The organism is Citrobacter sp. wls716 (genome assembly GCF_005280975.1).
GTDB classification, from domain to species: Bacteria; Pseudomonadota; Gammaproteobacteria; order Enterobacterales; family Enterobacteriaceae; genus Citrobacter; species Citrobacter youngae.
Window position 1 is genome coordinate 466,055 of record NZ_SZWX01000049.1, and the last position, 22,132, is coordinate 488,186.

General features: G+C 51.3%; 19 protein-coding genes and 1 pseudogene. 6 read left to right on the forward strand and 14 right to left on the reverse strand.

Features of this window, described 5'->3' with window-relative positions:
* Window positions 1-21 precede the first annotated feature (21 nt).
* From FDX24_RS18530 to proB, 5 genes are all read right to left on the reverse strand, one after another.
* On the reverse strand, window positions 22-699 hold the full coding sequence (locus FDX24_RS18530; RefSeq protein WP_137364735.1) for a hypothetical protein: 678 nt from the start codon (window positions 697-699) through the stop codon (window positions 22-24).
* Window positions 700-751: 52 nt separating this feature from the next.
* The gene (locus tag FDX24_RS18535) at window positions 752-1,339 is read right to left on the reverse strand and encodes a common pilus major fimbrillin subunit EcpA (protein ID WP_061067345.1); all 588 of its coding nucleotides are present in this window, start codon (window positions 1,337-1,339) and stop codon (window positions 752-754) included.
* A gap of 596 nt (window positions 1,340-1,935) precedes the next feature.
* Window positions 1,936-2,655 (reverse strand): Crp/Fnr family transcriptional regulator, encoded by a 720-nt coding sequence (locus FDX24_RS18540; RefSeq protein ID WP_061067344.1) that lies wholly within the window; start codon window positions 2,653-2,655, stop codon window positions 1,936-1,938.
* Between the two features lie 271 nt (window positions 2,656-2,926).
* On the reverse strand, window positions 2,927-4,180 hold the full coding sequence (proA, locus tag FDX24_RS18545) for a glutamate-5-semialdehyde dehydrogenase (RefSeq protein ID WP_061067343.1): 1,254 nt from the start codon (window positions 4,178-4,180) through the stop codon (window positions 2,927-2,929).
* An 11-nt stretch (window positions 4,181-4,191) separates the two neighbouring features.
* On the reverse strand, window positions 4,192-5,295 hold the full coding sequence (gene proB / locus FDX24_RS18550) for a glutamate 5-kinase (RefSeq protein WP_003031373.1): 1,104 nt from the start codon (window positions 5,293-5,295) through the stop codon (window positions 4,192-4,194).
* Between the two features lie 289 nt (window positions 5,296-5,584).
* Here proB and phoE point away from each other — a divergent pair, with 289 nt between their 5' ends.
* A complete protein-coding gene (gene phoE, locus FDX24_RS18555) occupies window positions 5,585-6,640 on the forward strand; it encodes a phosphoporin PhoE (RefSeq protein ID WP_048212528.1) in 1,056 nt (351 codons plus the stop codon).
* Window positions 6,641-6,696: 56 nt separating this feature from the next.
* Here the strand turns inward: phoE and crl are convergent, their stop codons facing one another.
* From crl to gpt, 3 genes are all read right to left on the reverse strand, one after another.
* Complete coding sequence (gene crl / locus FDX24_RS18560) at window positions 6,697-7,098, reverse strand: sigma factor-binding protein Crl (protein WP_005133595.1); 402 nt, start codon at window positions 7,096-7,098, stop codon at window positions 6,697-6,699.
* A gap of 57 nt (window positions 7,099-7,155) precedes the next feature.
* Window positions 7,156-8,400, reverse strand: coding sequence for an esterase FrsA (gene frsA, locus FDX24_RS18565; RefSeq protein WP_061067342.1), 1,245 nt, complete (start codon window positions 8,398-8,400; stop codon window positions 7,156-7,158).
* A 98-nt stretch (window positions 8,401-8,498) separates the two neighbouring features.
* Entirely contained in the window at window positions 8,499-8,957 is a 459-nt protein-coding gene (gene gpt, locus FDX24_RS18570; RefSeq protein ID WP_048212530.1) for a xanthine phosphoribosyltransferase, read from the reverse strand.
* A gap of 261 nt (window positions 8,958-9,218) precedes the next feature.
* On the opposite strand from gpt, the gene pepD reads away from it, so the two are divergent.
* The gene (gene pepD, locus FDX24_RS18575; RefSeq protein ID WP_048212531.1) at window positions 9,219-10,676 is read left to right on the forward strand and encodes a cytosol nonspecific dipeptidase; all 1,458 of its coding nucleotides are present in this window, start codon (window positions 9,219-9,221) and stop codon (window positions 10,674-10,676) included.
* A gap of 101 nt (window positions 10,677-10,777) precedes the next feature.
* On the opposite strand, the gene dinB is transcribed toward pepD, so the two are convergent.
* The 3 genes from dinB to lafU form a co-directional block, all read right to left on the reverse strand.
* On the reverse strand, window positions 10,778-11,833 hold the full coding sequence (dinB, locus tag FDX24_RS18580; RefSeq protein WP_048212532.1) for a DNA polymerase IV: 1,056 nt from the start codon (window positions 11,831-11,833) through the stop codon (window positions 10,778-10,780).
* Between the two features lie 66 nt (window positions 11,834-11,899).
* Window positions 11,900-12,547, reverse strand: coding sequence for a DNA primase (locus tag FDX24_RS18585; protein ID WP_137364736.1), 648 nt, complete (start codon window positions 12,545-12,547; stop codon window positions 11,900-11,902).
* A 55-nt stretch (window positions 12,548-12,602) separates the two neighbouring features.
* A complete protein-coding gene (gene lafU, locus FDX24_RS18590; RefSeq protein WP_197081314.1) occupies window positions 12,603-13,517 on the reverse strand; it encodes a putative lateral flagellar export/assembly protein LafU in 915 nt (304 codons plus the stop codon).
* Here lafU and FDX24_RS18595 point away from each other — a divergent pair.
* Window positions 13,429-15,147, forward strand: a pseudogene (locus tag FDX24_RS18595) (flagellar biosynthesis protein FlhA); the annotation flags it as partial. The gene lafU and the pseudogene FDX24_RS18595 sit on opposite strands and share 89 nt — an antisense overlap.
* 38 nt (window positions 15,148-15,185) lie before the next feature.
* On the opposite strand, the gene FDX24_RS18600 reads toward FDX24_RS18595, so the two are convergent.
* Complete coding sequence (locus FDX24_RS18600) at window positions 15,186-15,947, reverse strand: C40 family peptidase (protein ID WP_048212535.1); 762 nt, start codon at window positions 15,945-15,947, stop codon at window positions 15,186-15,188.
* 349 nt (window positions 15,948-16,296) lie between these two features.
* Here FDX24_RS18600 and dpaA point away from each other — a divergent pair, with 349 nt between their 5' ends.
* Entirely contained in the window at window positions 16,297-17,037 is a 741-nt protein-coding gene (gene dpaA / locus FDX24_RS18605; RefSeq protein ID WP_003843847.1) for a peptidoglycan meso-diaminopimelic acid protein amidase, read from the forward strand.
* Here dpaA and FDX24_RS18610 read toward each other — a convergent pair.
* Window positions 17,008-17,775 carry a class II glutamine amidotransferase gene (locus FDX24_RS18610; protein ID WP_003031388.1) on the reverse strand — a complete coding sequence of 256 codons (768 nt, stop codon included), beginning with the start codon at window positions 17,773-17,775 and terminating at the stop codon, window positions 17,008-17,010. The genes dpaA and FDX24_RS18610 overlap by 30 nt on opposite strands.
* 212 nt (window positions 17,776-17,987) lie before the next feature.
* Entirely contained in the window at window positions 17,988-18,566 is a 579-nt protein-coding gene (gene lpcA / locus FDX24_RS18615) for a D-sedoheptulose 7-phosphate isomerase (protein ID WP_016151815.1), read from the reverse strand.
* A 239-nt stretch (window positions 18,567-18,805) separates the two neighbouring features.
* Between lpcA and fadE the strand changes: the two genes are divergently transcribed.
* Window positions 18,806-21,250, forward strand: a complete 2,445-nt coding sequence (gene fadE / locus FDX24_RS18620) for an acyl-CoA dehydrogenase FadE (protein ID WP_048212536.1) — start codon at window positions 18,806-18,808, stop codon at window positions 21,248-21,250.
* A 109-nt stretch (window positions 21,251-21,359) separates the two neighbouring features.
* Window positions 21,360-22,127 carry an amidohydrolase gene (locus tag FDX24_RS18625; protein WP_048212537.1) on the forward strand — a complete coding sequence of 256 codons (768 nt, stop codon included), beginning with the start codon at window positions 21,360-21,362 and terminating at the stop codon, window positions 22,125-22,127.
* The last annotated feature ends 5 nt before the right edge of the window (window positions 22,128-22,132 follow it).

Sequence of the window (22,132 nt, forward strand, 5' to 3'; positions counted from 1 at the left end):
ACAGATGGCTGCAATCGACCATCACTTCACTGTAATAAACTGCTTACCGTGCCAGATACCGATGCGTGAACGGCTATTGCTGATGTCGGTAAACTGTAATTTTATTTTCGTACCCGGCATAATGTAATAACGTTCGCGACAACCTCGTCCCTGATCGCGAGCCTTGTCTTTGCAAGCGCCATAGGCGATCACACGAAATGAAACATTGCCGGTATTGGTAATAACATCGCCATTACGGCTGTATTCAAAACGCTCTTTACGCGGTGCGACCACCAGAATAGTGCCAATTTCTGCCGACGCTGTTGCAACCGCCATTTTATTCGCCCGGGTTTCCGCGCTCTCGGTGACCGGCTCATCTATCCATTGCAGACGGTAATAACGTTCGAGATCATCTGCAGGTCCTTTATAAAAGAAGCGAAAAACATCCTTTGCCTGACCAGGAAGAATAAGATTGGCAGGTGTAGAAAGTAACTCTCCGGAATTAACAGGCTTTATTTCGACTCCCCCCGCCAAAGGTGATGACAATTGTTTTACCGAAACACTGACATAACGCGCCGCATCAGTTGTATTAGTAATTTCTTTCGATAATGAACTCTCAGCAGAAGTCATTATCGATGTGATTTCACCCACATTAATTGCCCATCCGGGAAAAGATGCTACTAACCCTACCAACATCGCTGTCGGTAAATATTTATTCATGACGCCATTCCTGATAAATTCGGGAGAAAAAATTCTCCCGAATTTTTATTACTTAGGCAGACGGAGTCGTCCAGGTTGCATTAAACTGTACTTTTACATCGCCGGTCCAATAGCCGTCTGGCAGAGCAGAGTAATCCGTTACTGCCTGGCTACCATCAGAAGTCGCTGACGCGATGGTGAATTTGAAGTTGGATTGATCGCTGACACGAGCAGCACCGTTATAAGCGCCATCAGCCATCAGGCTTTCAAGACCAGAAGTCGAACTGGAGTTAACCAGGACAGTATCTGATGAATTAGTCAGCGCGGTGCCATTCCATGCCACCCCTACGTTCAGGGTAGACGCATCGCCACTGGCGTTGGTCAGCGTGTTACTAATGATCTGAGCAGTCAGCTCAAAATCAGTTGCCGTTTCCTGACCCTGAATAGTCACATCAAAAGCACCGTCCTGAGAGTTGAAGGCGTTCAGTCCTTCAGCATACTGGAAAGTCAAAGAGTTCAGCGGAGTGACAACCAACATGCTGGTGGTATCTTTTGTTGCCGTCGCGTCCCACGAGGCAGTTGCAGAAGCAGTAACGTCTGCCATTGCATTTGCTGCAACAAATACAGAAGCCAGAGAGGTTACTAATAATAATTTTTTCATTTTTATCTTCTCCTAAGAACAAACTCACCACCGAGTCTTATTTTTAAATCACTCCAGCGGTTCCATTAATTGCGAGCCAGAATTGCCGCGCCAAAAAATTATCATTTGAATTAAGTAACATCTCAACAAACCCCGAAACGCAAAAATTACAAAAAACTAAGAATTTTCCCACCCAAAAATCTATCTAAGAAGTTTCCTAAGACGCAATTACTTAAAATATGCCATGTTTCAGAATTATCACCCACACAAATAAGTAATACCAAACAATTCATCTTTTTTATGTTTTTGATAAATATCAAAAAGATCATACAAATAGCACCTAAGCAAAACCCTTACAAAACATAAAGATAATTAACACCTCCATATTTTCTCTATAATGCTTATTATTTGTTGCAATTATGCTAAATTTTTAACTTCACAAGAAAATTCTCATAAAATATTCATATATGAGGGAATATTCTTATAAAATAAGCACTAAGCTGGAGGATTAGTATTCGAATTGATAATTATTTCACAAAAATAAAACCAGGAATTTTCCATATAAAAAGAATATTCCTGGAGTATCAAGATTTATATAACGTTCAACCATGAGAGATTTAGCTGAAACCTTTTAATCCCAAATAACTATTAAGTGTTACCGTACGTACTCGATGTAGGGTAATCAAATTTTGTTGTTCGAGGGATTTTAATGAGCGGCTAACGGTTTCAATTTTAAGGTCAAGATAACTGGCAATTTCCTCCCGGGAGAATGGCAAGTGCAGCGTCGTTTCTGGCCTGCCAATACGTAAATGCATCTCGTAAAATTCCACCAGAAAAGCAGCGATCCTGGCCTCAGCATGTTTATTCGCATAGCGCCGCAGTTTTTCAACAATGAATCCATTGTCCCTGCAGAGAAACTTGATGACTGCGGCAGCAACCGACGGATCCTTTTCTGCTACTTTGAACAACCGCGCAATATCGATATGACATACCTCCGCAGCCGTTGCCGCCTTAATCGTTGTCAGGTACTTCCCCCCTTCGACAGCATCCAGCGCCATGATATCTCCCGGAACATAAAAGCGACTGATAAAATCGTTATCACCGCATTCCACGCTGGACTTGCAGTATCCCTCGTGAATAACAAAAAGCATGTTTGCGGCTTCATCCTGCCTGGCGAGTATCTCCCCTGCTTTAAACCTTCTTCTTTTGTCTATTAATCGGTGTTGATTATCACGATCAATTGCCGCTCCCTTTGGACACAGCGAACAATGGCGGGGGGGAAACGGGTTGCCGAGCGGCACAACAGGAATGCGATGTTTGTGAATATCCGATTTCACGCAACAACTCCTCATAAAAATGAGACTGATTCTAATAGATCGGGCCATGGGAACAATACGTGAACTGAAGACCAGGAAAATTCATGCTGGCAGGGAAAATTCTGTGATACATCGCCTTTCTGGCGCAGGGACGCATGAGTCAAAACCAGACTGATGATGTTAAAACGCAGGATAGAAAAAATGTGGCAGTGGAGTGAAGGTTAGAATTAACGGGGCGATGCCTTAATAGCCTTGAAAATCAGAGTGCTATTATGGCATCGCCCGTTTTCAATTACGCACGGATCGTGTCGTCGCCGAAGCCAACCCATTTGTATGTAGTCAGTGCTTCCAGCCCCATTGGGCCACGCGCGTGTAATTTTTGCGTGCTAACTGCCACTTCCGCCCCGAGCCCAAACTGACCGCCATCGGTAAAACGGGTGGAGGCGTTCACATACACAGCGGAAGAATCGACTTCATTCACAAAACGATCGGCGTTGCGCAGCGTACGCGTCAGAATCGCATCGGAATGCTGAGTACCATGCTCACGAATATGGGCAATGGCATCATCCAGACTGGTGACGATTTTTACGTTCAGATCCAGCGATAAAAACTCATCGTCATACTGTTCCTCTTTTACCGCTACGACGTTTGCCGGTCCGGCCTGCAACGCGGCAAGCGCAGCATCATCTGCATGAAGCGTCACGCCGCTTTCTGCCATTTGCTGGCTTAGAGCAGGCAGGAAGCGCTCAGCGATACTCTGATTCACCAACAGTGTTTCGACAGTATTACACGTGCTCGGACGCTGGGTTTTGGCGTTAACGATAATCTTCAGTGCCGGGGCGATCTCCGCCGTGTCATCTACATAGATATGACATACGCCAATACCACCGGTGATAACCGGGATAGTCGACTGTTCACGACACAGCTTGTGCAGCCCTGCGCCACCGCGAGGGATCAGCATATCGATGTACTTATCCATCCGCAGCATTTCAGTGACCAGCGCACGATCCGGGTTATCAATCGACTGCACCGCGGCAGCCGGTAAACCGCAGGCTTGCAGCGCATGCTGGATCACCGCAACAGTGGCGGCATTCGTCCGGTACGTCTCTTTTCCTCCGCGCAGGATCGCCGCATTGCCGGTTTTCAGGCACAAGGTAGCCACATCAACGGTGACGTTTGGACGCGCTTCATAAATCACGCCAATCACGCCCAGCGGGACGCGACGACGCTCCAGACGCAGACCGCTATCCAGCAGACCACCGTCAATCACCTGCCCGACCGGGTCAGCGAGATTGCACACCTGGCGTACATCGTCAGCAATCGCTTTCAGACGCGCTGGCGTCAGTGCGAGGCGATCAAGCATCGCTTCGCTCAGGCCATTTTCACGCGCCTGTTCAACATCCTGTGCGTTCGCGCTGAGGATGCTTTCCGTTTGCGCTTCCAGTTCATCAGCAATGGTTTCCAGCACGCGGTTTTTTTCGCGACTGGAGAGTAGCGCCAGCTTATATGACGCAGCTTTGGCAGCAATGCCCATTTGTTCCAGCATATGCCTGTTCCTTAACGGGTAATCATATCGTCGCGATGGACAGCAACCGGACCGTATTCGTAGCCCAGGATGGTGTCGATCTGTTGTGAGTGATGTCCGGCAATACGGCGCAGCGCATCGCTGTTATAACGTGTAACGCCATGGGCAATATCGCGCCCTTCCAAATTGCAGATGCGGATCACTTCACCACGAGAAAAGTTGCCTGTCACGCTTTTAATCCCTTTTGGCAGTAATGAGCTGCCGCGTTCCAGAATCGCTGCGGTAGCACCCTCATCAACGGTAATTTCCCCGGCAGGCGGCGCGCCAAAGATCCAGCGTTTACGGTTCTCCAGTGGAGAGGCCTGAGCATGAAAACGCGTCCCAACGGAAACGCCTTCCATCACGTCGCCAATCACGCCCGGTTTGCTGCCTGCGGCAATTATGGTGTCGATGCCGGCGCGGCAGGCCACGTCGGCGGCTTGTAATTTTGTTCCCATCCCGCCGGTTCCCAGACCAGAGACGCTGTCTCCGGCAATGGCGCGCAGCGCATCATCAATACCGTGCACGTCTTTGATAAGCTCCGCCTGCGGATTGGTGCGCGGATCGGCGGTAAACAGCCCCTGCTGATCGGTCAGCAGCAGCAGCTTATCGGCTCCGGCAAGGATCGCCGCCAGCGCCGAAAGATTGTCGTTGTCACCGACTTTAATTTCAGCGGTCGCCACCGCATCGTTCTCATTGATGACCGGAACAATGTTGTTATCCAGCAGCGCGCGCAGCGTATCGCGGGCGTTGAGGAAGCGCTCTCTGTCTTCCATATCCGCACGCGTTAGCAGCATCTGCCCGATATGAATACCGTATATCGAGAACAGCTGTTCCCACAGTTGAATCAATCGGCTCTGCCCTACCGCCGCCAACAGCTGTTTCGACGCTATCGTTGCCGGGAGCTCAGGGTAACCAAGATGCTCACGTCCGGCGGCAATCGCGCCCGAAGTAACGATAACAATACGATGTCCTGCAGCGTGGAGCTGTGCGCACTGGCGAACCAGTTCTACGATATGGGCGCGGTTCAGGCGGCGCGATCCGCCCGTTAACACACTGGTGCCAAGTTTTACCACCAGCGTCTGGCTGTCACTCATGATTCTCTGCCATTCAAAATTGGGGAAAATGATATCAAACGAACGTTTTAGCAGGACTGGCCCCGGTTGCCAACAGCCAGCGCACAAAGCATGAAATTTTATTGCGCAGGATCAGCAAGCGTAGCGGCAGACTTTGACGCATTTATTACAGACACAAAAAAACATTCTTTTTTAAAAATATTCTTACTTTGTCATAAAACGTTCATTGCCAGACGTTAAAAACCCTCCTGTCTTTTAACGGGGATCACACCCAGTAAATATTAGCGCGTACTTTAAATCAGGAATGAAAATGAAAAAGAGCACTCTGGCATTAGTGGTGATGGGAATTGTTGCATCGGCGTCCGTACAGGCGGCAGAAGTCTATAACAAGAACAGTAATAAACTGGACTTGTATGGCAAAGTCAAAGCGATGCACTACATGACTGATTATGACAGCAAAGACGGCGACCAGAGCTATATCCGCTTAGGTTTTAAGGGCGAAACACAAATTAACGATCAACTGACCGGTTATGGTCGTTGGGAAGCTGAGTTCGCAGGGAATAAAGCGGAAAACGAAACCAATCAGCAAAAAACACGTCTGGCTTTCGCCGGTGTGAAATTAAAAGATTTTGGCTCGTTTGATTATGGTCGTAACCTGGGTGCGCTGTATGACGTGGAAGCCTGGACGGATATGTTCCCGGAATTCGGCGGCGACTCTTCCGCGCAGACCGATAACTTTATGACCAAACGTGCTAGCGGCCTGGCGACCTACCGTAATACCGACTTCTTCGGCGTCGTCGATGGTCTGGATCTTACCCTGCAATATCAGGGCAAAAACCAGGACCGCGATGTGAAGAAACAGAACGGCGACGGCTTTGGTACCTCCGTGACGTATGACTTTGGCGGCAGCGATTTCGCCATCAGTGGTGCGTATACCAACTCCGACCGTACCAATCAGCAGAACCTGCAAAACCGGGGTACTGGCGATAAAGCAGAATCCTGGGCGACAGGTTTAAAATATGATGCCAACGACATTTATCTGGCAACGTTCTATTCTGAAACGCGCAATATGACACCTATTTCCGGTGGCTTTGCTAACAAAACTCAGAACTTCGAAGTGGTTGCTCAGTACCAGTTTGACTTTGGTCTGCGTCCATCCCTGGGTTATGTGCTGTCGAAAGGTAAAGATATTGAAGGCGTAGGTAATGAGGATCTGGTGAATTATATCGACGTGGGCGCAACATACTACTTCAACAAAAATATGTCAGCGTTTGTTGATTATAAAATCAACCAGCTCGATAGTGATAATAAACTGGGCATCAACGATGATGATATCGTGGCCGTCGGTATGGTTTATCAGTTCTGATGTAACATAAAAAATGCCGGATGGGGTTGCGCCGCCATCCGGCATTTTGCTGTTCATTATGCCGTTAATTTAACCGGCTCATCCTTAAAGTCGTCAGCAGGCTCCAGCGCCAGATTCAGCGTCGTTAACAACCCACGCAACTTTTCATGAAACTCGCGTAAGGTGTATTCCAGTCGCTCTACCACTTCAGTCTCTTTAATCGGCACGGCGGTCCAGTTGCCGTCTTTATCGAACAAACCAAACTGGTAGCTGTACGTAAAGCGTTTCTCCTGCGCTTCCAGCTCCATCCACCAGCCCCAAAATTCACGTTTCTCTGGTGCCGGTTTCACGTTGACGCAAACAGCCAGACAATCGAAAAAGAATCGATTATCTTCGCACTGCCCTTCACGGATGTACGGGCCAAGCGCGGTGAATTTTTTGATCAATCTACTTTTCGGGTGCCCACTCGGTAACGTCATTGCGATCTCCTTAGGTGAAGCAACTGTTTTACCAAACCAATAAAATTTAGCAATCTATTAACACAATCTATGATTGATCCACCCGGTAATTTCTTGCAGCGCTTTGTCAAAATTGCGATACACCGGGTTGAACGGAACCTCCAGCAGCTTACCGTCAGAAGATGACGACGTAATTAAGCGAGATTCCTCTTCCGGGCTAAACGGATCGTTCTTCCAGAACCCCGAGAGCATTGGCGTCGGGCAGCGTCGCCCCAGCAGCCCTTGTACCTTTAATGAATAACGGTTTAGCTCGACGCGTAGCGCTTCATCGGACGCATCGTGCATCCCCAGACGGCTGGCCAGAACGTCAAGATACATTTCCGGTACTGAAGCCTGACGCTGTGGGTCGCTAAGCAGCGCATGAACCACTGGCCCCAGACAGGCCACCGCCTTCAGACGCGATGATTCAAGATAGGCCAGGCGTACTGCGACGTTGGCGCCAAAGCGAAAACCGAATGCCGCCACACGGGTGTGATCCACCCAGGGAATATTCGGCAGCGCTTTTAATACGTGCTGGTGCAGCAGGCTGGAATCCTGGGTCAGTTTCCATTTTGACGAGAACCCAACCGACGGCATATCCAGCGTCAGCATGGCGATACCACGCGGAGCGAAATAGCGCTCATACAGGGTGTAGTAGTCGGTTTGCATAGAATCCAGACCACCGCACATCAGCACCGTCGGGAACGGGCCGTCGCCTTTTGGCATGTGCAGGAAGCCGGTTATCGGCGCACCACCGGCAACGGCAAATTCCATCTCGCGCAATGTACCTGGCAGTCGTTGGGCCGCCTCTTCGTAAGCGCGGTTGGCCAGGGCCTGCGCCTGCTCTGCCAGCTCATCACCTTTTAAATGCGGGTATGCTGCAATGTTGTACAACGTGGAAGCATGCAGCCAGTGGCGTCCGCTCACCTGCGGATCCTCTTCCATAGACGCTTTCTGTTGCCAGTCCATCGCCTGCTTCGCCCACTCGTAGATCCAGTTTCCACCACGATAGCCAATGACCGTATCGTAGAGATCTTTATCCGTGCGTTCGGCTTCGCTCATGACGATACGCGCCTGCACCTCAAGGATTTCACGTGGATCGACCCCACGCCAGATCCACATCAGGCGATTCACCATGCGATACCAGTGCGGGATTGTTTTACCATCCAGAGCGGACTGCACAGATGGTTGCGCGCCGTGGTTAAAACGACGAACTAACGTTGACGTTTCAGGATGTTTGAAGCGGGGTTTAAACAGAACTTCGCTGAGGTTAGCCTGCGACATGATTACGGCCTCCATGAGTACTCACTAAGGCATAGTGTAACCTGACACCGCACAAAAAGAACAACGCCCGACAGTGCGGGCGTTGAAAACTTTTTAGATTAGCGACCAGAGATCGGCGGAACAAATACCACGCCCATATCCCACGGCTGCTCAATCCAGGTATCCTGCGGAATATCAACCACATAGTCATTCACCAGCGGACGACCAGCCGGCTTAGCGAAGATCGTGACGAAATGCGCTTTAGGATACATTTCGCGGATAGCAACGGCGGTACCACCGGTGTCTACCAGGTCATCGATCACGATGAAACCTTCACCGTCACCTTCCGCACGCTTCAGCACTTTCAGTTCGCGCTGGTTGTCGTGATCGTAGCTGGAGATGCATACGGTATCGACATGGCGAATACCCAATTCACGCGCCAGCAATGCGCCCGGCACCAGACCACCACGGCTAACGGCAATAATGCCTTTCCATTGTTCAGAAGGCATCAGGCGGCTTGCCAGTTTACGTGCATGGACTTGCAACATGTCCCAGGTGACGACGTATTTTTCGCTCATGTGAAGTGTCCCAGCCTGTTTATCTACGGCTAATTAATAAATTGAGGGTGAACCAGGTTGCGCGAGATTATAGAGATCTGACGCACTAAAAACCAGTGTTTCGCGGAATCCGCGCCTCTTTTTGCATGCTTTATACTAGCCGTCAGCGAAGAAAGTGGTATTCTCAATCGCATCGCGCAAGCCTGACTTGTGGTGTTTTTAATTCCGCTAACCCCGTGGCCTGCAAGTCAATTTTGCAGGACATCGCCAAGGAGACTCAACGTGTCTGAACTGTCTCAGTTATCCCCGCAACCGCTGTGGGATATTTTTGCCAAAATCTGTTCTATTCCTCATCCGTCCTATCATGAAGAGCAACTCGCTGAACACATTCTGAGCTGGGCCCAGGAGAAAGGTTTCCACGTCGAGCGCGATCAGGTTGGTAATATCCTGATTCGTAAACCCGCTACCGCTGGCATGGAAAATCGCAAGCCGGTCGTTTTGCAGGCGCACCTGGATATGGTCCCGCAAAAAAATAACGACACCGTGCACGACTTCACCAAAGATCCGATCCAGCCTTATATTGATGGCGAGTGGGTAAAAGCCCGTGGTACCACGCTGGGTGCAGATAACGGTATCGGTATGGCGTCCGCACTGGCGGTACTGGCTGATGACAATGTGGCACACGGTCCGCTGGAAGTGCTGCTGACCATGACCGAAGAAGCGGGCATGGACGGCGCATTTGGTCTGCAGGCGAACTGGCTGCAAGCGGATATCCTGATCAACACCGACTCAGAAGAAGAAGGTGAGATCTATATGGGTTGCGCGGGCGGGATCGACTTTACCTCTAACCTGCCGCTGTCCCGTGAAGCAATCCCGGCTGGCTTCCAGAGCTTTAAGCTGACGTTAAAAGGCCTGAAAGGCGGCCACTCCGGCGGCGAAATCCATGTGGGTCTCGGTAACGCGAACAAGCTGCTGGTACGTTTCCTGGCAGGCCACGCTGAAGAGTTAGATCTGCGTCTGGTTGATTTCAACGGCGGTACGCTGCGCAATGCGATTCCGCGTGAAGCCTTCGCCACCCTCGCCGTGGCTGCCGATAAAGTTGATGCGTTAAAAGCGCTGGTCAGCACCTACCAGGAAATCCTGAAAAACGAACTGGAAGCCAAAGAGAAAAACCTGGCGCTGCTGCTGGATGCCGTGACTAACGACAAAGCCGCGCTGACTACCTCGTCTCGCGATAGCTTCATTCGTCTGCTGAACGCCACTCCGAACGGTGTGATCCGCAATTCTGACGTCGCCAAAGGCGTGGTAGAAACCTCGCTGAACGTCGGTGTGGTAACCATGACTGATGATAATGTTCAGATCCACTGTCTGGTTCGCTCGCTGATCGACAGCGGTAAAGACTACGTGGTGAGCATGCTGGATTCACTGGGTAAACTGGCTGGCGCCAAAACCGAAGCCAAAGGCGCGTATCCAGGCTGGCAGCCGGATGCGAACTCTCCGGTTATGCACCTGGTTCGTGAAACCTATCAGCGTCTGTTCAATAAAACGCCAAACATTCAGATCATTCACGCTGGTCTGGAATGTGGCCTGTTCAAAAAACCGTATCCGGAAATGGACATGGTTTCCATCGGGCCAACCATCACCGGTCCACACTCCCCGGATGAGCAGGTTCATATCGAAAGCGTCGGCCACTACTGGCGGCTTCTGACTGAACTGCTGAAGTCTATTCCGGCGAAGTAAGTCTGCGCTAAATGCCGGATGGCGCTGTGCTTATCCAGCCTACAAGCAGATTTGTAGGCCGGATAAAGCGTTTAACGCCACCATCCGGCAATACATCAACGTCAAAGCCCCAACAATAACTGCCTTTCTATTTGTGGATCGAGCAGCGTGACATGTAATCCCACCAGCCTCACGCCTCGCCCTCCCCGACGCGCTTCCCAGGTTTTGTGTGCCGTCGCAATTAAGTCGTCTTTATTTAAGCGCGGCCAGACGTGCTCCTGCGTGGTCTGCTGAAAATCATTAAACTTGAGTTTTATCCCCTGGCGGGCGATCAGCAGATCCGGCTTGACCTTTGCCAGGCGCCGTTCCAGTTCAGGATAGAGCCGCTCAATAATCGCTTCGCACTCTGACCACTGATGAATATCTTCCGCCAGCGTCCGCTCGACGCCGACGGATTTACGCAGCCGCTCGTTGTTGACGTCCCGCTCGTCAATCCCCTGGCTGCGTTCCCACAACACGCGACCAAACTTACCAAAACGTTTGAGCAGCGTAGCCAGGTCGTATTTTTGAACATCTTCGCAGGTACGCAATCCCATTGATTCCAGCTTAGCGGCGGAGACTTTGCCGACGCCGGGAATTTTCCCCAACGGCAACGTTTTGAGAAATTCAGGGACATCAGCAGGGGTTATCACATATTGCCCGTTGGGTTTATTGAGATCGGAGGCGATTTTTGCCAGGAATTTAACCGGCGCAATCCCGGCAGAGGCGGTGAGCTGTAGTTCGTTGAAGATCGTCTGGCGGATCTCCTGGGCGATCAGCGTCGCGGAGCCGTGGCAATGAATGCTGTCGGTGACATCCAGGTAGGCTTCATCCAGCGAAAGCGGTTCGATGAGTGAGGTGTAGCGGGAGAAGATCGCCTGAATCTGGCGAGAGGCCTCTTTGTAAGCCTCGTAACGACCGGGTAACAGGGTAAGATGTGGGCACAGCTTTAACGCCATTCCGGTTGGCATCGCGCTGCGCACGCCAAATTTACGCGCCGGATAATTGGCCGTGCTGATAACTCCCCGGCGTTCACGACTACCGCCAATGGCAATGGGAATGTCACGCAGGGCGGGATTATCACGCATCTCCACCGCCGCGAAAAAGCAGTCCATATCGACATGTATGATTTTGCGCATGACTCACCTCTCACAACACTGTTTAAGTATACAGTATTTTTACGATATGAGAAGTCTGTACCTCTGCTACGTCAGTGCGTGTCCATTCATCACAAAGCGCGCATCACACAGATAACGCACAATGTCTTTTGGCGCATGGTCGGCGGGATTTCCTGCCGTACTGACAAACAACTTATTCACTTTGCGCATATTTGCCCGCAAAAGTTTTTCAATCGTCATCAGACGAAATGCATCATCCTCGACGCAGAACAGCTCGTAGTCACCCAGGCGTTCTCCACAGATTTCACAATGGTTCATCCAGTAACGTAGCCCGGTCGTTTTACTTTTATCCAGATAGTAATTGCTGGCTTTGATGTTCTTTTTTATCTCTTCCGGCAGCGTGTTGATATGGAACAAAAATGTATTGCGCCGCACGGACATCCATCTTTTATCATCCTGATTTTGTTTGATAAACCGGGTAAGCATCACACCATGAATAAACGTGGGCTGATGGCAATTCCAGCATTGCATTTTCGACGTAATAACCAGGTAATAAGGAGCCACAATATTAAAATTGTCCGTCGCGTAAACATGCTCGCGCAGCGTCTCATTTAACTCATGAGGTTCGGCGTACCAGATACCTGAAACCGGGTCGAAATGCGCCCCCTGACAAGCCACATCGGTGACGTTATCAGTATGAATATCCAATGGAATAATATGGGCTATATCTATCATATTGCCTTCCTGCGGGATAATTTGCCCCCACATTGCGTGGGGGCGGAGAACAGAATTAATGCGTGGCGGGAGCAGAGGGTTGACGTAAAGAAGTCACCTGCTTTTGCTTGTCCAGCTTATCAACCAGCGGCTGAACCACTTTCTCGCCGTGCTGACCAAAATATTGATACAGCGTATCGGAAGCACTTTGCGTTAACACCATGATCTCAATACGACGGTTGCCTGCGCTTTCCGGGTTTTTCGCATCCAGCAGCATTTGGTCCGCCATGGCGCTAACCTGCATGACTTTATCCTGCGGCATGCCGGCGTCTTCCAGCACGCGTCGTGCTGACAAAGCACGGTCGCCAGAGAGGTTCCAGTTGTTGTAAATGTTGCTCTTATAGCTCATCGCATCCGTATGGCCGGTGATGATTATCTTGTTGTCCAGCGAGTCAAACACGGGGGCCAGCGCAACCAGCAGCGATTTAAAGAACGGCATAATTTTGGCGCTACCGCGTTCAAACATATTCCGGTTCTGGTCATCTTTAATCAGCACGCGCAGCCCCTGAGGAACAATCTCCATCTCAAGGTTGGTTTCCATATGCGCATTGCGGGCGATGACGTTAATGTCGGTCGCCAGCTCACCCAATTCACGGGCTGATTTTTGCTTCAGCAGCACCGCTTTTTCATTCACATCCAGCGCTTTTTTGGCGTTATCTTCGGTGATTTTCGCCGTCTCTTGCGGGTTAACCGTTTTATCCAGCTTGTTGCGCGTGACGTTTTTCTTCTGCGCGCCTGGCGCTATCGGCTGTTTGCCGAGCTTGTTTAACGGTGCCATGCCGCCACCGTTAAAAATAGACTGTCCATGCAGCGCCGCGACGATGTTTTCACGATCGGCCTTACTGACGCTGTTCACAATTAACTTTATCGTGGTTACTAAGGGTGCCGAGCGTATCTCCGAAGTTTCGGCCCGCTTTACGCTGGACGCCATGCCCGGCAAGCAGATGGCGATCGACGCCGATCTGAACGCGGGGCTGATTAATCAGGCCCAGGCGCAGGCCCGACGTAAAGATGTGGCGGGCGAAGCGGATTTCTATGGCGCAATGGACGGCGCGTCGAAGTTCGTGCGCGGTGATGCCATCGCCGGGATGATGATTCTGGCCATCAACCTGATCGGCGGCGTCTGTATCGGTATTTTTAAATACGATTTAAGCGCTGAAGCCGCCTTCCAGCAATATGTCCTGATGACCATCGGTGACGGCCTGGTCGCCCAGATCCCGTCTCTGCTGCTATCGACGGCAGCGGCAATTATCGTTACTCGCGTGAGCGACAGCGGTGATATCGCCACAGACGTTCGTAGCCAATTGCTGGCCAGCCCCTCCGTACTTTATACCGCCACCAGCATCATGTTTGTGCTGGCAGTGGTGCCGGGAATGCCGCATTTCCCGTTCCTGGTATTCAGCGCCCTGCTGGGGTTTACCGCCTGGCGTATGAGCAAGCGCCCGAAGGTGGCGGAGACAGAAGAAAAAAATCTTGAGACGCTGACCAAAACCATCGTTGAAACCACCGATCAACAGGTCAGTTGGGAAACCATCCCCTTAATTGAGCCAATCAGCCTGAGCCTGGGGTACAAACTGGTGGCGTTGGTGGACAAATCCAAAGGGAATCCGCTCACTCAACGTATTCGCGGCGTGCGACAGGTTATCTCAGACACCAACGGCGTGCTGCTGCCGGAAATTCGCATCCGCGAAAACTTCCGTCTGAAACCGACCCAGTACGCCATTTTTATCAATGGGATCAAGGCTGATGAGGCCGATATTCCCTCAGATAAGCTGATGGCACTGCCCTCCAGTGAAACCTACGGTGAGATCGATGGTGTTTTAGGCCACGATCCGGCCTATGGTATGCCGGTCACGTGGATTGTCCCGGCGCAAAAAGCCAAAGCGTTAAATATGGGGTATCAGGTTATCGATAGCGCCAGCGTTATTGCGACGCATGTGAATAAGGTCATTCGCAGCTATATTCCCGACCTGTTTAACTACGATGATATTACGCAACTGCATAACCGCCTCTCTTCAATGGCACCTCGCCTGGCGGAAGATCTGAGCGCAGCGCTGAATTACAGCCAGCTATTGAAGGTTTACCGGGCACTGCTGGTTGAAGGCGTGCCGCTGCGCGATATCGTCACCATTGCCACCGTCCTGGTCGCCAGTAGCGCCGTCACCAAAGATCATATTCTGTTAACGGCCGATGTGCGTCTGGCGCTTCGTCGCAGTATTACCCATCCGTTTGTGCGCAAAGATGAACTGGCGGTGTACACGCTGAATAATGAGCTGGAGAATCTGCTGGCTAATGTGGTGAATCAGGCGCAGCAAAGCGGCAAAGTAGTGCTCGATAGCGTACCGGTCGATCCGAATATGCTCAATCAGTTCCAGACCAATATGCCGCAGATTAAAGAACAGATGAAAGCGGCGGGAAAAGAACCTGTGCTGCTGGTCGCACCGCAGCTTCGTCCTCTGCTCGCGCGTTATGCCCGCCTGTTTGCACCGGGTTTGCAGGTACTGTCTTATAACGAAGTTCCGGATGAGCTGGAATTAAAAATCATGGGGGCGCTGAGTTAACCCGTGGCAAGGCGGTGCCATTCGCACCGCCTTATTGATTACAGAATGGTATTTTCCGTCAGAATACGACGGGCGCCGAGATAATGATCCTGCCAGAAGTCATCGGATAAATGACTCACCCGAATAGTTTCTCCCGTACGCGGCGATTCAATAAATTGCCCCTGTCCCAGGTAGACCCCCATATGATCGGCAATATCCCGGCTGTGAATATGAAAGAACAATAAATCACCACGACGAAGGTCGCGATTGGCGACGATGGTCGCCCGCCGGTAGTGATACATTTCATTCGCCGTACGCGGCAATTTTGCCGCCAGGATTTTGTTGTAGGCATAAAAAATCAGCCCACTGCAGTCAAAGCCTTGATCCGGGCTGGTCCCGCCCCACAAATAGGGTTTACCTAACTGCTGCTCAAGACGGTGGATTGCCACTTCGGTCATGTTGTGCAGATGGTCGCTGCTGAGAAAATGGTCATTCTCCGCCAGCTCCTGCCAGCGATGATCGCTCGCTTTCAGCGGCCCAGGGAACCACTCCGGGTGCTGTTTAATCAGCGTCCTGTTCTGCTGGCGCAGCGCGCTTTTACTTTGCGCATTACCTACCACCACATAACTTGCCTGCTTTTTTACCTGCGCGTGGTATTGCTTCAGCAGCCGGGCACGATTACGCATGCGCATTTGCGCCGCATAGCTTAGATGGGCGTCAGATAAGAGGGGCTGAACTTTGGCGACAGACGGTGATGACAACACAACACACAAAGACAGCAGACCCGGCAAAAAGCGTCGGGGTGCAGAGACAAAAGACATGAAAACAAAAATACCTAATCAAACACGTTCGGCGCAGTCTACCGCTATTGCCGGGTATTCCATTTTAATATTCGATTATTAAATTATTAATTTTTTAAATTCAATACATTAGAAATTCTGCACTAAAAAGACTCAATGACGTTCGCTAACCTGCAAAATACGCCAGTGTCTGACAGACTTTAAGCACAATTTTCCGTATAAAGAAAATCTAAAGTGTAAACGCAGCACGAGAGACTTGCGAAAAACTCTCTGGGTGATAATGTGAGCGCTCCAGATCCAGATTTATCCGATTTGGGGACTCTTTTTGCCGTCCTGGCGTGTGTAATCGTTTTATCAAGGAATAAGCAGTATGCGTAAAATCGCATTTTTTCTTGCGATGCTTTTATTGCCGTGCGTTTCGTTTGCCGGTTTGCTGAGCAGCAGCAGCCCGACCACGCCTGTCAGCAAAGAATATAAGCAGCAATTAATGGGCTCCCCTGTCTATATTCAGATCTTCAAAGAAGAGCGAACGTTGGATCTGTACGTCAAGATGGGCGAACAGTATCAATTGCTCGACAGCTATAAGATCTGCAATTATTCCGGCGGCTTAGGGCCGAAACAGCGTCAGGGTGATTTCAAAAGTCCGGAAGGATTTTACAGCGTACAGCGCGGACAGCTGAAACCGGATAGCCGCTTCTACAAAGCGATTAACATTGGTTTCCCTAACGCCTACGACCGCGCACACGGTTATGAAGGTAAATACCTGATGATTCACGGTGCCTGCGTTTCCGTCGGCTGCTACGCGATGACCGATAACGGCATTGATGAGATTTTCCAGTTTGTCACCGGCGCGCTGGTGTTTGGGCAGTCCAGTGTGCAGGTCAGCATTTATCCGTTCCGTATGACCGACGCCAACATGCAGCGTCATAAGTTCTCGTATTACAAAGAGTTCTGGTCGCAGCTAAAACCGGGATACGATTACTTCGAACAAACGCGTAAGCCACCAACTGTTTCCGTCGTCGATGGCCGTTATGTTATCAGCAAGCCGTTGAGTCACGAAGTGGTTCAGCCGCAGCTGGCATCAAACTACGCGCTCCCCGAGACAAAATAATGCCCACTCGCCTGGCATAATCTTTTGCCAGGTTTCATTGCCGGTTAACGGCTGCGTGGCAATCACGGTGACCACATCATTGGGTGTGGTCTCTGAGCTAAAATCAATCTCCACATCCTGATCCAGCAACGTCGCTACGCCAAATGGCGCACGCCGCGTGATCCAAAACAGGTTGGTCGAACAGAAGGCCATCACATAACGCCCGTCAGATAGCAGCATGTTGAAGACTCCCTTCTCCCGCAGTTCACCTGCCAGCATCGCGATATATTTAAATACTGCCGTCATATTGCCAGGCGTGCGTGGATAACGCTCGGTCAGTTTATGCAGCAGCCAGCAAAACGCTTTTTCGCTGTCGGTTTCGCCGACCGGACGGAAATTACCAGTTTCCAGCGATTTATAGCCGCTGAGCTGGCCGTTATGGGCGTATGTCCAGTTACGTCCCCACAGCTCTCGCGTAAAGGGGTGGGTATTTTCCAATGCCACTTCGCCACGGTTCGCCTGACGGATATGGGCAATCACAGAACAGGATTTGATGGGATAGTCTTGTACCAGTTTGGCGATAGGCGAATTAAAGCTGGGTTGCGGATCTTTAAACGTACGGCAGCCCTTACCTTCATAAAACGTAATACCCCAGCCGTCTTTGTGCGGACCGGTACCTCCGCCGCGCTGAACCAGCCCGGTGAAGCTAAAGCAGATATCGGTTGGCACATTGGCGCTCATCCCGAGCAGTTCGCACATACATCACCTCCACAAACGCCTTAAGCGGGAAGGCGTAATTGTTACAGCCAATGAAAACTTAAAATAGCAGATAAAACAATATGCTATACCCTAAATAATTCGAGTTGCAGGAAGGCGGTAAGGGATGAAATCCCCAGGAGCATAGATAACTATGTGACTGGGGTTTCTGAGTGAAACCAACGCACCTGCAGCTTGAAGTATGACGGGTAGAGTTACTTAACCATCTCTTTTTCGATCAACTGGATCAGGATATGGATCACTTTGATATGAATTTCCTGAATACGGTCAGCGTAGCCAAAGTGCGGCACGCGAATTTCAATATCTGCACTGCCGGCCATTTTACCGCCATCTTTGCCGGTCAGGGTGATGACTTTCATTCCCTTCTCACGCGCCGCAGCAATCGCTTTAATCACGTTACCGGAGTTACCCGAAGTGGAGATGCCTAACAGGACATCGCCCTCGCGGCCCACGGCTTCCACGTAGCGGGAGAATACATAATCGTAACCGAAATCGTTGCTGACGCAGGAGATATGGCTGACGTCAGAGATAGCGATCGCCGGGTAGCCCGGACGGTTTTCGCGATAGCGTCCGGTCAGCTCTTCGGCGAAGTGCATCGCGTCGCAATGGGAGCCGCCGTTACCGCAAGAAAGTACCTTACCGCCGGCTTTGAAGCTGTCTGCCAACAGGACCGCCGCGCGTTGAATGGCGTGAATATTGGCGTCATCTTTAAGAAAATTAGCCAGCGTTTCCGCCGCTTCGCTCAGTTCGTTACGAATAAGATCCTGGTACATGAGGATATCCTTCAGCATGAATGTAAATGACAAGATGCAGTGTACCGGATAGCGCTACCAGCGAGAAGTACAAGCCACAGGAATGGCTGTCGCTTTTGATTTTTTGTGCCGGTTAAAACAACAACAATGTGAGCTTTGTTGTAATTATTTTGTAAACACATTGCTAAAAGAATTCACATCCACTACAACCATATCATCACAAGTGGTCAGACCTCCTACAAGCAAGGGAGCTTTTCGTTATGATGATTTTGAGTATTATCGCTACGGTTGTTCTGCTCAGCGTTCTGTTTTATCACCGCGTGAGCTTATTCCTCAGCAGCTTAATTTTGCTCGCCTGGACGGCTGCGCTTGGCGTGGCTGGCCTGTGGTCAGTCTGGCTGCTGGTTCCTCTGGCCATTATCCTCGTACCGTTTAACTTTACGCCGATGCGCAAATCCATGATCTCTGCGCCGGTGTTCCGCGGTTTCCGTAAAGTCATGCCGCCGATGTCACGCACCGAGAAAGAAGCGATTGATGCCGGTACGACCTGGTGGGAAGGCGACCTGTTCCAGGGCAAGCCAGACTGGAAAAAACTGCATAACTATCCTCAGCCGCATCTGACTGCTGAAGAACAAGCGTTTATTGATGGCCCGGTGGAAGAAGCCTGCCGCATGGCGAACGACTTCCAGATAACCCACGAACTCGCGGATCTACCGCCGGAGCTGTGGGCGTATCTGAAAGAACACCGCTTCTTCGCAATGATCATTAAGAAAGAATACGGCGGGCTGGAATTCTCCGCCTATGCTCAGGCTCGCGTTCTGCAGAAACTCTCCGGCGTTTCCGGTATCCTGGCGATCACCGTTGGCGTACCTAACTCATTAGGCCCAGGCGAACTGCTGCAGCATTACGGCACCGAAGAGCAGAAGAACCATTACCTGCCGCGTCTGGCACGTGGTCAGGAGATCCCATGCTTTGCCCTGACCAGTCCGGAAGCGGGTTCCGATGCAGGCGCGATCCCTGATACCGGTGTGGTTTGTATGGGCGACTGGCAGGGGCAGCAGGTGCTGGGGATGCGCCTGACCTGGAACAAACGCTATATCACGCTGGCGCCTATCGCTACCGTGCTGGGTCTGGCATTTAAACTCTCCGACCCGGAAAAACTGCTGGGTGGCGAAGAAGATCTTGGCATTACCTGTGCGCTGATCCCAACCTCAACGCCAGGCGTACAAATTGGACGTCGTCACTTCCCGCTGAACGTGCCGTTCCAGAACGGCCCGACGCTGGGCAAAGATGTCTTTGTTCCAATTGATTACATTATCGGCGGCCCAAAAATGGCCGGTCAGGGCTGGCGCATGCTGGTGGAATGCCTGTCCGTAGGACGCGGTATTACCCTGCCGTCTAACTCGACGGGCGGTGTGAAATCGGTCGCAATGGCCACCGGTGCGTATGCGCACATTCGTCGCCAGTTCAAAATCTCTATTGGTAAGATGGAAGGTATTGAAGAGCCGTTGGCACGTATTGCGGGTAACGCCTACGTGATGGACGCTGCGGCGTCGCTGATAACCTACGGTATTATGCTGGGTGAAAAACCGGCGGTGCTGTCGGCCATCGTGAAGTATCACTGTACCCACCGCGGGCAGCAGTCAATCATCGATGCAATGGATATCACTGGCGGTAAAGGCATTATGCTTGGGGAAAGCAACTTCCTCGCCCGTGCTTATCAAGGTGCGCCAATCGCTATTACCGTTGAAGGTGCCAACATTCTGACCCGTAGCATGATGATCTTCGGTCAGGGTGCGATTCGCTGCCATCCATATGTTCTGGAAGAGATGGCGGCGGCGCAGAGTAACGATGTGAATGCCTTCGACAAACTGCTGTTCAAACACATTGGTCACGTCGGCAGTAACAAAGTGCGTAGCTTCTGGCTTGGCCTGACGCGTGGTTTAACCAGCAGCACGCCAACTGGCGATGCGACCAAACGTTACTACCAGCACCTGAACCGTCTGAGCGCCAACCTGGCACTGCTTTCGGATGTGTCCATGGCCGTACTGGGCGGTAGCCTGAAGCGCCGTGAACGTATCTCCGCGCGTCTGGGCGATGTGTTAAGTCAGCTGTATCTGGCCTCCGCGGTGCTGAAGCGTTATGACGATGAAGGCCGTAATGAAGCAGACCTGCCGCTGGTCCACTGGGGCGTTCAGGATGCGTTGTACAAAGCGGAACAGGCGATGGACGACCTGCTGAAAAACTTCCCGAACCGTCTGGTCGCAGGCTTGCTTAATGTGGTTATCTTCCCTACCGGTCGCCACTACCATGCACCGTCTGACAAGCTGGATCATAAAGTCGCGAAGATTTTGCAGGTTCCAAGCGCCACCCGTTCTCGTCTTGGTCGCGGTCAGTACCTGACGCCAAGCGAACACAACCCGGTTGGCTTACTGGAAGAGGCGCTGCTGGATGTGATTGCAGCCGACCCTATCCACCAGCGGATCTGCAAAGAGCTGGGTAAAAACCTGCCGTTTACCCGCCTGGATGAACTGGCGCACAATGCGCTGGCCAAAGGGCTGATTGATAAAGACGAAGCCGCAATTCTGGTGAAAGCCGAGGCGAGTCGTCTGCGCAGCATTAACGTGGATGACTTTGAACCCGAGGCGCTGGCGACTCAGCCGGTAAAGTTGCCAGAGAAGGTGCGTAAGGTCGAAGCAGCATAACGCTAACGCACAACGTTCAGCCCCGCTCAATGCGGGGCTTTTTATTGCCACATTTTCGTTAAGGCTCATGCTACAGTGTCAAAATGCTGTTCAACGAGGAGCCTCGATCGTGCCAGGTTTAAAAATTACGCTGCTGCAACAACCGCTGATCTGGATGGATGGCCCGGCCAACCTGCGCCATTTCGACCGCCAACTGGAAACCGTCACCGGGCGTGACGTTATTGTGTTGCCCGAGATGTTTACCAGCGGATTTGCGATGGAAGCGGCAAACAAATCGTTGCCGCAAGAGGAAGTTGTAAGCTGGATGCGTAGCAAAGCGCAGCAGACGAATGCCCTGATAGCAGGTAGCGCGGCGATACAGTCTGAACGGGGGCCGGTGAATCGTTTTTTGCTGGTTGAACCCGAAGGCACCGTGCATCTCTATGACAAACGCCATCTGTTCCGCATGGCGGATGAGCATCAGCATTATCAGGCAGGTGAAGAGCGCATCATCTTTGAATGGCGTGGTTGGCGCATTCTGCCGTTGGTCTGTTATGACTTGCGTTTTCCGGTGTGGTCGCGTAACCGCAACGACTACGATCTCGCCTTGTACGTTGCCAACTGGCCCGCACCGCGCTCGCTGCACTGGCAGATTCTGCTCACCGCACGGGCAATTGAAAATCAGGCGTATGTAGCAGGATGTAACCGTGTGGGAACCGATGGTAACGGCCATCATTATCGCGGTGACAGCCGGGTGATTAATCCGCAGGGTGAGATTATTGCCACCGCCGAGCCGCATCAGGCCACACGTATTGACGCTGAGTTGTCACTCTCGGCGCTACGCGAGTATCGCGAGAAGTTTCCCGCCTGGCAGGATGCTGACGCTTTCATCCTGTAGAGTTT